Raw genomic sequence first — 13327 nt, 5'->3', positions numbered from 1 at the left:
TAGCCAGGCGACTACGGGATGGAACAATGTTTTATGGCGATGGCTTGCATCGTGTTGGCCGATACTTGCGGCCTGTCAGGCAGGCCACCCGTTGAAGGCGGGTCAGCCGCGAGCGTAGCCCTCGGTGGGAGCCAGCGGCAGCTGGCGAACCGGCCTTGCCGGCAGGGCAGACACAGTGCTCCCTAGCGACGACCGCCTGCTACATCCAGGAAGGTACCGGTGATGAAGCTGGCGTCATCACCGAGCAAGTAGAGGATCGCGCTGGCTACCTCTTCGGCGGTGCCCGGCCGCCCCAAGGGCGTATGCACACCCAGGGCCCAGGCGCGGTCTGGGCGCCCACCGGAAGCGTGGATCTCAGTATCGATCAGCCCAGGGCGCACCGCGTTCACGCGCACTCCTTCCGGGCCGAGCTCTTTGGCCAGGCCAATGGTCAGGCTGTCCACCGCGCCCTTGCTCCCGGCGTAGTCTACATATTCACCGGGAGAACCAAGCACCGCGGCCATGGACGACACCAGTACCAGGGAGCCGCCCTGCCCACCACGGCTGGTCATCATCCGCCGCGCAGCTTCCCGCGCACTCAGGTAGGCCCCAAGGACGTTGACATCGAACATGCGCCGCAGACGTTCCAGGGGCATGTCCGCCAGCAGAGCGCCAGGCGCAACTATGCCGGCGTTGGCCACCACGCCCGCCAATGTGCCCCGTCGCTCGGCCTCATCAAAGACCTGCAGCACATCGGCCTCGACAGCGACATCTCCCTGCACGGCCCAAGCCTGGCCGTCAGCGGCTCGTATCTGCTCGACTACTGATTCGGCAGCGACCTGATCATGCTGGTAGTTTACCACCACCCCCCAGCCTTGCTTGGCAGCACCCAGCGCGGTAGCCCGGCCGATACCTCGGCTGGCACCGGTGATCAATACAGTTTTGGCACTCATCCTTCGCCCTCTTTATAGTTGCCTCACTCGAACTCGGCAGGCGTCCACGGTCTGCTCACGCTTGTATCACAACTGCATGCCCGGGCGCTCGTCGCGGCAGGCGGGGCTGGGGCGTCAGCCTGGCGACGCGGTCGGGGCGAAACCGGCAATTGTCACAATCCTGTGCTGCACTGACAGGTCTCACTTTCCATCGAGAGGCCGCACCGTGCCGGATTCCGTTCTGAACATCGACCTAAACCACCGCCCGCGCCTGGCCGACCTGCGCCCGCTGGTGCCAACGCCGGCCTCGGTTTCTCCCACCGCTACCCTGCTCGAGGCCGCGGCTGGACCGCGGGTAACGCCGGCAACCTCGTTGAAAGACCGCGAAGGCTACCAGGAGGATTTCCTCGGCGACTTTCAAGTGCCCTGGCCTAGCCCAAGCGAAGCCTTGGCCGGGGATGTCCTTGCCCTGGCCGATGGCGGCAGCCGGCTGGACTACACCCATTTTTCCATCACCTTGTCCCGCGCCCGCCGGCTGGCCTTGTGCGTGGGGGTGAACATTGACGGCAGCCAGGCAGTGGAAGTGCCGCGCAGCCGCGACAGCTGGGCCTATGATGGTCGGGTACCGATCGAGGCGCAGATAGGCGACTCGCTGTATGCCAACAATGGCCTGGATCGTGGGCACCTGGTTCGCCGCCAGGACCCGAACTGGGGCAAGCAGGCCACCACCGCCAACGCGGATACCTTCCATTTCACCAATTGCTCGCCACAGATGAGCGCGTTCAATCAGAAGACCTGGCTGGAGCTAGAGGACTACATTCTCGACAATACCCAGCGCTGGAAGGGCCGGGCCACGGTATTCACCGGCCCGGTATTCAGCGACAGCGACCGCGTGTACCGGGGCGTGAAGATCCCCCAGGCCTTCTGGAAGGTAGTGGCCTATCTGGGCGACGACGGCAAGCCATCGGCCAGCGCCTACATGATCGACCAGAGTCGCGAACTGGACCAGCTGGACCTGGTGTTCGGCGCCCTGCGCACCTACCGCCGCAGCGTGCTGCAGATAGAACAGCTGACCGGACTGCGCTTTGGCCAACTGGCCAGCTATGACGGCTTCAGCAACGAGGAGCTGGCCACCGGCACCCGGATCGAAACCCTGATCACTGGGCCCGAGAGCCTGCGCCTTTAGGCTTTACAACACCCGCACGCCGGGGCGTCCAGCCTCCACCTGGAAACGTTTGAGCGTGGCCAGGGTGGCGGCCGGGTCGCGACGCTCGGAGATCGCCTGGAAGCGAACATCCATGACCTGGTCATCCAAGGTGACTGACACGTAGCCCCGGGGTCGACTGTCGAAGAACTTCACCTGCGGATTGAGCGGCAGCAGCGCGTTGAACGCCTCGAAAGGCGGGCCATCCGAAGTCACCGAGCTGGTGACGAACTCGGTGGCGACCACCTTGCCGTCGCCGACCTTGTCACCGAGGTACAGGTCCGTGGCCCAGAAGGAATGAATGTCCCCGCCCCAGAACACCGGGTTGCGCGCCCGGGTGTGCTCGATGGCCGCCAGCAGCCGCTGACGGGTCGCGGCATAGCCATCCCAGCCATCCGTCCAGTGCCCCAGGCCGCCGCTTGCAGGGTCACGCTGGAGCAAGGGTGACACCAGCAGATCCTGGGCGAACACATTCCACAGCGCCGTGGATTGCGCCAAGCCCTGGTGGACCCAGGCTTCCTGTTCCCAACCCAGCATGCTGCGGGCCGGGTCCTGAAGGTCGCGACAGTCGGCGCTGGCGACATGCCCACGGTGGCTGCCACTCGCTGGGATACAGGGTTGCTCGCTGCGGTACTGGCGCCCGTCGAGCACATGGAAACGGGCCAGACGGCCGTAGTCGAGCCGGCGATAAAGCCGCATGTTCGGGCCGCGGGGTGCATGGCTTCGACGTAGCGGCATGTGCTCGTAGAACGCCTGGTAAGCGGCTGCCCGTCGGCGCAGGAATGCCTGGGGGTCGACACCGGCGTCCTGGGACCAGCGATTGGCATAGTCATTCTGCACCTCGTGATCATCCCAGGTAACCACGCAGGGGGCTGTGGAATGCAGCAGTTGCAGGTCCGGGTCCCGCTTGTACTGGGCGTAGCGGCGTCGGTAGCCGGCCAGGTCAGTGGCTTCCGGCAGGTCATGGGCGCGTAGCAACTTGGCCGACCCGGGCGCCAGGGAGTACTCGTAAATGTAGTCTCCCAGGAAGAACACCAGGTCCGGCTGCTCCGCCGCCAAGTGCCGGTAGGCGCTGAAATGGCCCAGCTCGTAGTGGGAACAGGAGACGAACCCGAATCGCGCTGGCGCCAGGCTGCGGGAGCTTGGCGCGGTATGCGCGCGGCCTACGGAGCTTAGCTCGCCAGCCGCCTCGAAACGGTACCAATAGGGGCGGCCAGGCTGTAGGCCTGCCACTTCCACGTGCACACTGTGGGCCCCGCCTGGCTCGGCAATGACCTCGCCTCGCTTGACCACCTGCCGCATGTTTTCATCGCTGGCGACCGTCCAGCGCACCGGGACGGCCGAGGGTAACGGAACCTCAAGCCCCCCTGCCCCTACCGGCGCCAGGCGGGTCCAGATCACGAAACCGTCGGGCAACGGGTCGCCGCTGGCCACGCCCAGCGAAAAGGGAGAGTCCAGGCCGCTGGCCCACGCACGGCTGCCCAGTAGCGCCAAGCCCGCCCCGGCTACCATGCCACCGAGGAATTGCCGGCGGGCCGGGTCGAAAGGCGAAGCTTTGCTGGTCATCACTGTTATCCGCTCAGTCAAATGGCCCGAGCATGGCCAGGCCGGATTGCTGCTTGATGACAACTTCAAAGGTTCACGAAAACGTCGCCAAAGCCTGCTGCAGAGCCTTTTAATCGTAAATTTCTGTTAACAAATTTTTCATGAGCCATTGCTAGTGTCCCGGCTTCATTCAGAGCAAGGGGGCCCTATGAGAGCCTGGGACGAGCCAGAAAAACGCAAGGCCCACATCGAACTGATTCCGATGATCGATGTGATGATGTTCCTGCTGGTGTTCTTCGTGCTGGTCAGCCTGAACGTGATTCCGGCCCTGGGCATGAAGACCCAGCTTCCCGCCGCCAGCAGCGCGCAACAACTCAAGCCTCAGAACAAGGCGATCCTCACCCTGGGCGTTGATGGCCAGCTTCAGCTCGACGGCCAGGCTATGACCGTGGAGGGCCTGGTGCCCGCCCTCAAGGCGCAGCAGAAGCCGGATACCAAGACCACCATCATCGTCAACAGCGACAAGGGCGTGGATGTCGATCGCCTGGTGCAGATCATGGACACCCTGCGCGCGGGTGGCTTTACCTCCGTCTCCATCGCTACTCGTAAGTCATGAGCCTTTATCTTTTCTATCGCAATCGCCAGTGGCTGGGCGCCATGCCTGCGGCCATTGCCGTGGCTGCGAGCCTGATGGTCCTGCGCACCACACCGCTGAAGATCGAACCGGTCTACGACGAATCCGCCGTACAGCTTGCCCTGGTCGAGCCCGAGCCCGTCAGCGAACCGGCGCCTCTGGAGCCCCCACCACCGGTGGCGCCGGAGCCGCCACCGCCGCCTGTGGAGGAAGAACCGGAGGCCGCCTTGCCGCCACCGCCAAAGCCGGTAGCCAAGCCAGAACCCAAGCCCAGACCCAAGCCCGAGCCGGCCAAGCCTACGGCCAAGCCCGTGCCGCCCCAGCCCAAGCCCACGGCGGTGGCCAGGTCGACACCGGTCAGTCCGGCGCCAACTGTACAGACGGCTCAGGCCACGCCCGCGCCCTCTCCGGCGCCAGCCAAGCCGGCACCCGTGGCGCCGCGGGTCGACAGCGCCGCCTTGGATGGCAGCTACATGCAGGGGCTGCGCAGTGACATCGACCGCTTCAAGCAGTACCCCACCGGCCGCCAGGCCTCCCTGGAGCGCCCGAAGGGCGACGTGGTGGTGTGGCTGCTCGTCGACCGCGCCGGCAACGTACTGGATTCAGGCATCGAAACACCCGCCTCGAGCATGCTGCTCAATCGGGCGGCGGCCGGGAGCCTCAAGCGCATCAAGCAAGTCAAGCCTTTCCCTGAGCAAGCCTTCGGTGGCCGCAACCAGCAGCGCTTTACCGCCACCTTCAACTACAGCGTGCAATGAAGCACGGACGGCATAGGAAGCATGTGATGAAGTTCAGCAAGACTACCCTGGCCCTGGTGACCGCTGGCCTGGCCCACGGCATGGTGTTCGCCGCCGATACCGAGGACGCCGATATCGGCGCCATCAAGGTCGAAGGCAAGGCTACCCAGGGCGGCGGTTACATGGTGCCAGAGGACAGCGCCAAATCCCGCTCCACGGTGACCAAGGAAGCCCTGGACAAACAGACGGCCACCGCCAATGCCATCGACAAGCTCAAGTACACGCCAGGCCTGAACATTTCCAGCGAGGATGCCACGGGCCTCTCGGGCTTTCGCTTCACCATGCGGGGGATGAACTCGGACCAGGTCGGCATGAGCGTGGACGGCATGCCCATCAACGACTCCGGCAACTACGCGCTTTATTCCAACCTGCTCGGCGACCCTGAGAACATCGACCAGATCTTCGTCACCCAGGGCGCGTCTGAAGCGGACGCGCCTCACATCGGTTCCAGCGGTGGCAACATCGGTATCGTGACCCTGCGGCCAACCAAGGATGCGGGCGTGTTCGTCAAGCAGACCGCCGGCAGTAACGCCACCTACAAGACCTTCGCTCGGGTCAATACCGGTGAGTTCAACGGGCTGAGCAACTGGCTTTCGGCGTCCCACGAGGAAGGTCAGAAGTGGCGGGGCAATGGCGCGGTACGCGCTGACAAGGTGGAATGGAACAGCTTCTTCGAAGCCGAGAACGGCAATACCGCCAACCTCATCCTCAAGTACCACAAGCAGGAAAACAACAGCTACAGCCAGCTGACCAAGGCCCAGTACACCCAGTATGGGCGCGACTACGACCCCTACCCGGCCGTGGCCACCCGCAATGCCAATGGCAAGATCACCAGCTACTACGGCCTGGCCCAGAACCCCTTCGAGACCTTCACAGCTGTACTGAACACGCATTTCAAGCTGGCCGATAACCTGTCCATGGACGTTATCCCGTATTACTACTACGGCAACGGTGGAGGCGTGGGCAGCTCCAGTTATGCGCTCAACAGCGGCTCCAGCAGCAGCGGGGTGTATGACCTGAGCAACCTCGGCTCAGCAGCCGACTACAACGCTGACGGCACCGCCAATAGCGGCGTGTATTACCGCTCCTCACGCACACAGACCTGGCGCCCGGGGGTCACGACCAAGCTGAACTGGGACCTCGGCGACCATAGCCTGCAGTTCGGCTACTGGTACGAGGATGCGCGGCAGCGGCAAACCCAGCCCTTCATCGGCATCGACAGCAGCGGCAATCCAGACAGCATCTGGCCTGATAGCGATGAGGTGACAGACGCCAACGGCAACATCGTCCAGGGCCGCAACCGCTTCACCGAAACGCCGGCGCAGAAGGTCTGGGCACAGGACACCTGGTACCTGGCATCGGACTGGACCCTCAACGCGGGCCTGTCTTTCCTGAACGTCGAGCGTAAAGGCACCAACCACGGCAGCCTCACCGAGGCGCCGGAGAAGCGGAACAAGACCTACGATAAGTTCCTGCCCAACGCCGGCTTGAAATACCAGCTCGATGACCGCAACCAACTGTTCTACAGCCTTTCGCGGAACATGCGGGTGCCGCAGAACTATGCGCTCTATGACGCCTCCGAAGACGCCATCGACCTCAAGCCGGAAATCAGCTGGAACCACGAACTGGGTTGGCGCTTCGTCGAACCGGACATGACGCTCTCGGCCAGCCTGTTCTACATGCACTTCAAGAACCGCCAGGTTTCCTCCAAGGATGTCAACGGCGACGCTACCGACATCAACGCCGGTACGGTCAACAACTACGGCCTGGAACTGGAATGGAGCGGGCTACTGCCCCACGACTTCAATTACTACACGTCCTACACCTACACGCGGGCCCGCCAGCAGGACGACCTACAGGTCTACAACAATGGAACCCTGGTCACCCTGCCTACCTCCGGCAAGCAATTCGCCAACGTGCCCGAGCATATGCTCGCCGCCAACATTGGCTGGGACAATGGCCTCTACTACGCAACCTTCGGCGGCAAGCTGACCAGCAAGATGTACGGTGACCTCACCAACGACGAAAGCATCCCCGGACGAACGGTGTTCAATCTGGGCGCTGGCATCTACCTGCCGGTGGACAAGCGCGTATTCAAAAGCGCCACCTTGCGCCTGAACGTGGACAACCTGTTCGACAAGGAATACCTGGACGGCGTGTATACGGTGAAAACCAACTCCGCCACCTATAACGGGTTCCGTGACGGCGACCCGGCGTACATAGTCGGCGTCGAGCGCACCATTACGGTCGCCCTGGAAGCCAATTTCTAGTTTTGCCTCTGGAGGCTTGAATGAATACCAACCTGCTCCATGATGTAACGTTCTACGTGATGTACGGCGCCGTCGCCATCGCGCTGTTCATCATTGTCGAACGCGGGCTCTACTTCGCCTATGTGAAGCGCCAGGCGCGTCAGCTCTATGAGCAACTGGGCCCGGCGGGCAATGACGATGCTGGCCTGAGCCCTGGGCAGCGCGGCCGACCCAGCCTGCCGCTGACCATGGTGGAAGAAGTATTGCGGCAGAAAAGCGCCGGCGGTACCAGCAAGGATCTGGACGATGTGATCGAAACCCAGTACCTGAGCTCACGGGCGCCGCTGGCCAGAAGCCTCTGGATCATCGAAACCATCGTGACAGCCGCGCCCCTGCTTGGACTGCTCGGTACCATTCTCGGCATCATCGATACCTTCAAGGCATTGGCCAGCGCCGGCGTGTCTGACCCGGGCCAGATAAGCGCGGGTATCGGTACGGCCCTGTATGCGACGGGTCTCGGTATTGCCATCGCTCTGTTCTGCGTGGTCTTTCACAACCTGTTCCAGGACCGCCTGGCCCGCATCAATGATCAACTCAAGATGCTACTGATCCGGGCCGCCATGGGGGGTGTCGACGATCAACCGGCGCAACGCCCGCTACAAGGCGCCCAGTACCGTACCGCCTGAGAGTAGGCGCCCCTGCTCGAGGGGCGCCTTGGCTACGCTTCGTACCCTCCCCTGAACAAACCGCGGCCTTTTCATGATGAAGATGCTTTATCCCCGCCTGGCGGGCTTGTTGCTGTCCTTGCTCGCCGTCGGCTGCAGTCGGACACCAAGCGAACCACCGGTGCCTGTACAAGTGAATATCGTCGCCATCAATGACCTGCACGGGTACCTGCAGGCCAATCCCTGGCGAGTCAGCGACCCGCAGGGGAATCAGCGCACCCTGAACCTGGGTGGCATCGCTACCCTGGGTGGCATGCTCGACCAGCTGCGCAGGCAGGACCCGCAACTATTGTTCATCGGCAATGGCGATCTGATCGGTGGCAGCCCGGCCATTTCCTCCATGTGGGCCGACGAGCCTACGCTGCTGGCCTTGCATGCGATGGGCTTGCGGTTGAGCAGCCTCGGCAATCACGAACTGGACGCAGGCAAGGTCGAGCTTCTACGCCAGGTCAACGGTGGCTGCCAATCTCCCCGGCCGCGCAAGGCCTGCAGTTTCCGAAAGGATTACCCAGGCAGCGGCTTTCCCTACCTGGCCGCCAACCTGATCGATACCGATACAGGCAAGCCCTTGCTACCAGCCTACCGTGTCGAGGAAAGTCATGGAGTGAAAGTCGCCTTCGTGGGCGCGGTGCTCAAGGGTGTATCGGACGTTGTCAGCGCCGCGGGCATGAAGGGGCTGCGCGCCACGGATGAAGCCGAGGCCATCAACCGCCTGGTTCCTGAGCTCAAGGCACAAGGCGTCGATGCCATAATCGCCGTGGTTCATCAGGGCGGGGGAACCCCGGAGCCCTTCGACCAGGCCGATTGCTCACAGCTCAAGGGGCCGATCGTCGAGGTGGCGCAACGACTCGACCCGGCGGTCAACGCGCTACTGAGCGCGCACTCTCATCAGGGCTACCTGTGCAAGGTGGGCCATTTGCTGGTAACCCAGGGAGGCTCCTATGGCCATCTGCTGACGCGCCTGACCCTGACCATCGACCCCAGGGCGCATCGAGTGACCGCCATCACGGCGGCTAACCTGCCGGTCGACCCGCAGCGCTATGCGCCGAACCCTGCGTTGGCCGCGCTGCAACAGGAAGTGGAAGCACGCAGCGACAAGGTCTTGAAAGCGCCCGCCGGGCGTATCGCGGTGTCCTTGGTCAGCAGCCGCGTCGAGGCCAACGGCGAGTCGCCCATGGGGGACCTGGTCAGTGATGCCCAGCTTGAACAAACGCGGCCCTGGGGCGCTCAGCTCGCCTTCATGAACCTGGGTGGCATCCGCGCGGAGTTGTCCCAGAGTCCCGGCGGGTCGCTAAGCTTCGCGCAAGCCGCCAGCGTGCAACCCTTTGGCAATACCCTCGTGCTGGCGGACTTCACCGGTGAGCAGCTCGTTGCCCTGCTCAACCAGCAATGGCAAGGCAAGGGTTTCAACCCGTTGCAGGTGTCCTCGGGCTTTACCTACCAGTGGGATGCAGCCCGCCCGCTCGGCCAGCGGGTAGTCCCGCAAAGCCTGCGCCTGGACGGCAAGCCGGTCAGTCCAAGCGGTATCTATCGGGTGGTGGCCAATGCTTTCCTGGCCGAAGGCGGTGATGGTTTCACTCTGTTCAAGGCTGGCTCCGCCCGGCAGGACACGGGCCTGGTCGACGTGGATGCCCTGGTCGGTTACCTGCGTACCAGTGCCGAACTGAACCAGTCCGTAGGGCAGACGGACAGTGCCGGTCGTATCGTGCGGCTCCATTGACTGACTGACGACCAGCCAGGGTCTGCGGCGCTGCTGATGGAGCGCTGGCAGACGCTGGCATCGGCCCAAACATTGTCATACAAATGACATATTTCCGAAGCAAAATCGTCACGCTTGCCCTAGCGCACTGCCGCATCGCTCTGGGCGCCTGACGAACCCGCACACGGAGGTGGAAATGGATACATCCCTGGCCGAGCGCCGCGCCCGCATCGAGCGCGCACAACCCGCCTTGCAACACCTGGACGTGGCCATGCAACACCTGCGCTACGACCCCGCCCTCCCCGCCAGCGTCACCGCCGCCCGTGCCCAGGTGGAACGGCTGACCCAAGAGCTGCTGGCCGATTTCCACGAGGATCCTCTCCTGGGGCAGATTGCCGCCTCGCTCAAAGCTCAGTACCTGGACAGTATCCAGCCGGCACGGGCATCGGACCGTAGCGCGGCCTGATCCTTACCTAAAAGGTATTGCTATCGCCACTCGCCGTTTCGTCGGCACACCTGCCTCACAGCGTGGTCATTACTTCGACAACGTTCCGTTTGGAGGGCATTCGATGGCATTTACCGATGACTACGTGGCAACCATCCTGCGCCTGCAGGTGACGCTATGGGGCGCGCGCGCGCGACTGCGGGAAGGTTCGGACGCCGACGCCTTGCATGACCTGCGCATTGCGGTGCGCCGCCTGCGCAGCCTGCTGGTACCCGTGCGCAAACTAACGGAAATGGCGCCCCTGCGCGAGGCCGCCGCCGAGGTGGGGCGGCTGACAACTCCCTCGCGGGACCTGGAAGTAATGGCCGGTGAACTGAACGACCGTGGCTTGGACGAAGCCGCCGCGCATCGGCTGGGCAGGCTGGAAGCGGAATATCCCCGCATCGCCGCCTCCCCTACCCTGGACGCGCTCTTCAGCGCCCTTGACCAATGGCCGGAGCGCTTTCGCGCCAGCCCGCTGGGAGACGACCCCAAGGCACTGACTCGTACTGTGGTCAAGTCCCTGGACAAGCACCTGGCCAGGCTCCGGCAGGCCGTGGAAGATCCGACGTTCGACCGCCATCAACTGCGCATCCTGGTCAAGCGCACCCGCTACCTGACCGAAGCCTTCCCTCGATTGTCTCCACTCTCGGCCAAGGGCGCCAAGGCGCTCAAGGCGGTGCAGGGGGCACTGGGCTCCTGGCACGATCACCATCAGTGGTGCCTGAAAGGGGAAAGCGAACCCGATCTGCAACCCCTGCGCCCGCTCTGGGAGCAGGCTTCCGCTGCGGAACTGGCCCAGGCTGAAGTCGCCTTGGGTGAGCTCAAGGCGTTTCTGCCCGACCCGGCAGGCTAAGAGGATGCGCGCGGATCACTCGGCCTCGACGGCAAGGGACGGCCGCCTTTCGCGCTGGACGAAACTGTGACGCGCGGCTTCGATGCGGGCCTGAAGGGTGGCCACATAGGCCTGAGCCGCATCCAGCGACGGGAACGCGATAGCCTGCTGATTCAGCCACACGGTGACGCCGCCGGTGTCGGCGTTGGTTTCAATACTGACGTCCATCGTCCAATTCCTCCCAAAAAAGTGCGCGCAGGATAGCGCAGGAAGGATCGAGGTCAAATGAAATCGCTCTAGCACGCGGGTTCCAGAAACTCTACGGCGCCTCGGCGCCTAACAGATCGGCTACCTTCAAACGCCGCATCAGGTCGCGTTTCTTGCTGTGATGGGTCCGCATGCGCCCGAGCAAATCCTGCAAGGTGGCCAGGGCCCTGAGGATGTAGGGCCCTTTGTTCAGCATCACGCATTCGGCGCGGGCACTCATGGCGGCATCGGTGATCTCGGCCCGGGTGGGCGCCCCGTTTTTCGCCTGGGTTTCCAGCACCTGGGTAGCCCAGATCACTGGTACATGGGCCGCCTCGCACAGGCAAAGGATTTCTTCCTGCAATTCAGCGGTGCGTTCGAAACCTGCTTCCACCGCCAGGTCGCCGCGCGCGATCATCACGCCGAAGCGAGGGCCGCGCATGCCGGCCAATAACAATTCAGGAAGGTGCTCGAAGCCTTGGCGCGTTTCGATTTTCAATACGACGCCCAAGCGCTGGCCGCCCAGATCCTCGATACGTTGGTACAGCGCACGCACGTCCGCGGCCCGGTTGGCGAATGACAGCTGAACGATATCCGCATGTTCCACAGCGAAGGCCAGAGCCTGGAGATCCTCTTCGCCCAGGGCATCGAGCCCCAGGTCCGTGTCCGGGAAGTTGATGCCTTTGTCGGCCCTGAGCTTGGCACCACCGGGGGCATGGGTGATCCGCACCTGGATGCTGGCAGGGGTGACCGCGAGCACCTCGCCGCCGATCTTGCCGTCGTCGAACCACACCGGCTCACCTGGCCGCACGCGCTCGAAAGCCGCCGCCAGGCTGCAGCCGATACGGGCAGCACTGGGTCGCTTGCCCGCTTCGCTCTTGCGTACAGGCACGCCAGGCTCGAGGGCACGCGTCAGTACCAGGGTATCGCCCTCTTCGAGCTTGATCCGCTCGACGCTTGCCGGTACCGCAAGGATGCTGCCCTTGATCCGGGCACTGCCGCGCTTGAGTTTCAGGCGCAACCCGGCCGTGAGGTAGGCCGTCTTTACGAGTTCCGCCCAGCAGCCCTGCTCGTCACGCTCGATCACCTGCAACGCCCTCTTGGCGCCCCGGGCGTCACGAAAGCCCAGCGTATCCCCGGCCCGCAGTTCCGCCAGGAGCGCATCGGACACTTGCACAGCCGGCCCTTGGGGCTCCGCCTGCGCGCTCAGGTACAAGCGGGCAGGCATCAGCACCGCGCCTGTCTCTCCCCGCTTGGGCTTGACCTTGAAGGCCGCGCTGCCTGCTCCGATCGGGCCCGTGCGCAGTTTCGGGCCCGGAAGATCCATGGCGACCTGGCACGGCTTGCCGAGCTTGCGGCTGGCCAGACGCAGATGCTCGATCATCCGCTGCCACTGCTGCGGACCGTCATGGGCGCAATTGATGCGCTGGCAGGTCATGCCCGCCGCCAGTAGGCCCTCGACCAGCCCTGCATCGTCAGCCGCTTCGCTGGGCATGGTCACCATGATATGCCCATGATCGCCGCGTGGCGGCAGGCCGAACAGACTTTCCAGGTGCGCTACCAGTCGCCCTTCCATGTCTCCCCAGGGTGTTTGCACTGGGCCGGCGGCCTCTGGCGAGCCGCGACCGGAGAGTGCCTCGAGCACGCTGATGAGTTGGTCTACCGCGCGCAGCACATCGCTTTCGCAATGCCCGAGGGAAGCCAGGCCCAGCTCGCTCAGGCTGGCCTGGAGCAGGCGAATGTCATGCCGCCGCAAGGCGAGGTAGCCCAGCAGGTTGGCAGCGCTGGCCCTGAAGGTCGGCGCCAGTTGCTCTAGATCGATGGCACCGGCCGCGCCCAGGATTTCCTTGCGCAGGAAGCGCAGGGACCGCAGCGTGGATTCACTACCGGCCAGGTGGGCGACAGGGCTCAGGGGGGCGGATGCTTGCAAGGTAGTCATTCAAGGTCTCCAGGCGCCGGCAGGAAACCATCGCCTGCGGCCGCTCTACGCTAGCGCCC

The 13327-nt window shown here is 63.9% G+C and carries 12 protein-coding genes; 8 read left to right on the top strand and 4 right to left on the bottom strand.

What is annotated here, in order from left to right; translation table 11 throughout:
• Window positions 1-182: 182 nt before the first annotated feature.
• Window positions 183-932, bottom strand: a complete 750-nt coding sequence (locus tag BN1188_RS17215) for an SDR family oxidoreductase (RefSeq protein WP_040262606.1) — start codon at window positions 930-932, stop codon at window positions 183-185.
• Between the two features lie 205 nt (window positions 933-1137).
• Here BN1188_RS17215 and BN1188_RS17210 point away from each other — a divergent pair, with 205 nt between their 5' ends.
• Window positions 1138-2097, top strand: a complete 960-nt coding sequence (locus BN1188_RS17210; RefSeq protein WP_040262604.1) for a DNA/RNA non-specific endonuclease — start codon at window positions 1138-1140, stop codon at window positions 2095-2097.
• A 3-nt stretch (window positions 2098-2100) separates the two neighbouring features.
• Here BN1188_RS17210 and BN1188_RS17205 read toward each other — a convergent pair whose 3' ends face one another.
• Window positions 2101-3681 (bottom strand): alkaline phosphatase D family protein, encoded by a 1581-nt coding sequence (locus tag BN1188_RS17205; protein WP_040262602.1) that lies wholly within the window; start codon window positions 3679-3681, stop codon window positions 2101-2103.
• 187 nt (window positions 3682-3868) lie between these two features.
• On the opposite strand from BN1188_RS17205, the gene BN1188_RS17200 reads away from it, so the two are divergent.
• The 7 genes from BN1188_RS17200 to BN1188_RS17170 all read left to right on the top strand — a co-directional run bounded on the left by BN1188_RS17200 (window position 3869) and on the right by BN1188_RS17170 (window position 11104).
• Complete coding sequence (locus BN1188_RS17200) at window positions 3869-4276, top strand: ExbD/TolR family protein (protein ID WP_040262600.1); 408 nt, start codon at window positions 3869-3871, stop codon at window positions 4274-4276.
• On the top strand, window positions 4273-5052 hold the full coding sequence (locus tag BN1188_RS17195) for an energy transducer TonB family protein (RefSeq protein ID WP_040262598.1): 780 nt from the start codon (window positions 4273-4275) through the stop codon (window positions 5050-5052). Before BN1188_RS17200 ends, BN1188_RS17195 begins: the two co-directional genes overlap by 4 nt.
• Before the next feature lie 26 nt (window positions 5053-5078).
• The gene (locus tag BN1188_RS17190) at window positions 5079-7361 is read left to right on the top strand and encodes a TonB-dependent receptor (protein ID WP_040262596.1); all 2283 of its coding nucleotides are present in this window, start codon (window positions 5079-5081) and stop codon (window positions 7359-7361) included.
• Between the two features lie 20 nt (window positions 7362-7381).
• A complete protein-coding gene (locus tag BN1188_RS17185; RefSeq protein ID WP_040262594.1) occupies window positions 7382-8026 on the top strand; it encodes a MotA/TolQ/ExbB proton channel family protein in 645 nt (214 codons plus the stop codon).
• An 82-nt stretch (window positions 8027-8108) separates the two neighbouring features.
• Window positions 8109-9785: a bifunctional metallophosphatase/5'-nucleotidase gene (locus BN1188_RS17180; protein ID WP_408633631.1), complete on the top strand. Its 1677-nt coding sequence runs from the start codon at window positions 8109-8111 to the stop codon at window positions 9783-9785.
• Between the two features lie 175 nt (window positions 9786-9960).
• Entirely contained in the window at window positions 9961-10230 is a 270-nt protein-coding gene (locus tag BN1188_RS17175) for a hypothetical protein (protein WP_040262592.1), read from the top strand.
• Window positions 10231-10333: 103 nt separating this feature from the next.
• Entirely contained in the window at window positions 10334-11104 is a 771-nt protein-coding gene (locus BN1188_RS17170; RefSeq protein WP_040262590.1) for a CHAD domain-containing protein, read from the top strand.
• Between the two features lie 15 nt (window positions 11105-11119).
• Here BN1188_RS17170 and BN1188_RS17165 read toward each other — a convergent pair whose 3' ends face one another.
• A complete protein-coding gene (locus tag BN1188_RS17165; protein ID WP_040262588.1) occupies window positions 11120-11311 on the bottom strand; it encodes a hypothetical protein in 192 nt (63 codons plus the stop codon).
• Window positions 11312-11402: 91 nt separating this feature from the next.
• Complete coding sequence (locus BN1188_RS17160; protein ID WP_052469334.1) at window positions 11403-13268, bottom strand: pyruvate kinase; 1866 nt, start codon at window positions 13266-13268, stop codon at window positions 11403-11405.
• Window positions 13269-13327: the final 59 nt, after the last annotated feature.

This window comes from Pseudomonas massiliensis, from assembly GCF_000826105.1.
Lineage (GTDB): Bacteria > Pseudomonadota > Gammaproteobacteria > Pseudomonadales > Pseudomonadaceae > Aquipseudomonas > Aquipseudomonas massiliensis.
The sequence above is the reverse complement of the archived record's forward strand: the minus strand, read 5'-3'. Positions and strand labels throughout refer to the sequence as shown.

What these genes read in the sequence shown, in the direction of transcription:
- BN1188_RS17200 (WP_040262600.1), top strand. Translation starts at nt 3,869, where the DNA reads ATGAGAGCCTGGGACGAGCCAGAAAAACGCAAGGCCCACATCGAACTG.
- BN1188_RS17205 (WP_040262602.1), bottom strand. Translation starts at nt 3,681, where the DNA reads ATGACCAGCAAAGCTTCGCCTTTCGACCCGGCCCGCCGGCAATTCCTC.
- BN1188_RS17175 (WP_040262592.1), top strand. Translation starts at nt 9,961, where the DNA reads ATGGATACATCCCTGGCCGAGCGCCGCGCCCGCATCGAGCGCGCACAA.
- BN1188_RS17215 (WP_040262606.1), bottom strand. Translation starts at nt 932, where the DNA reads ATGAGTGCCAAAACTGTATTGATCACCGGTGCCAGCCGAGGTATCGGC.
- BN1188_RS17195 (WP_040262598.1), top strand. Translation starts at nt 4,273, where the DNA reads ATGAGCCTTTATCTTTTCTATCGCAATCGCCAGTGGCTGGGCGCCATG.
- BN1188_RS17190 (WP_040262596.1), top strand. Translation starts at nt 5,079, where the DNA reads ATGAAGTTCAGCAAGACTACCCTGGCCCTGGTGACCGCTGGCCTGGCC.
- BN1188_RS17170 (WP_040262590.1), top strand. Translation starts at nt 10,334, where the DNA reads ATGGCATTTACCGATGACTACGTGGCAACCATCCTGCGCCTGCAGGTG.
- BN1188_RS17165 (WP_040262588.1), bottom strand. Translation starts at nt 11,311, where the DNA reads ATGGACGTCAGTATTGAAACCAACGCCGACACCGGCGGCGTCACCGTG.
- BN1188_RS17185 (WP_040262594.1), top strand. Translation starts at nt 7,382, where the DNA reads ATGAATACCAACCTGCTCCATGATGTAACGTTCTACGTGATGTACGGC.
- BN1188_RS17180 (WP_408633631.1), top strand. Translation starts at nt 8,109, where the DNA reads ATGCTTTATCCCCGCCTGGCGGGCTTGTTGCTGTCCTTGCTCGCCGTC.
- BN1188_RS17160 (WP_052469334.1), bottom strand. Translation starts at nt 13,268, where the DNA reads ATGACTACCTTGCAAGCATCCGCCCCCCTGAGCCCTGTCGCCCACCTG.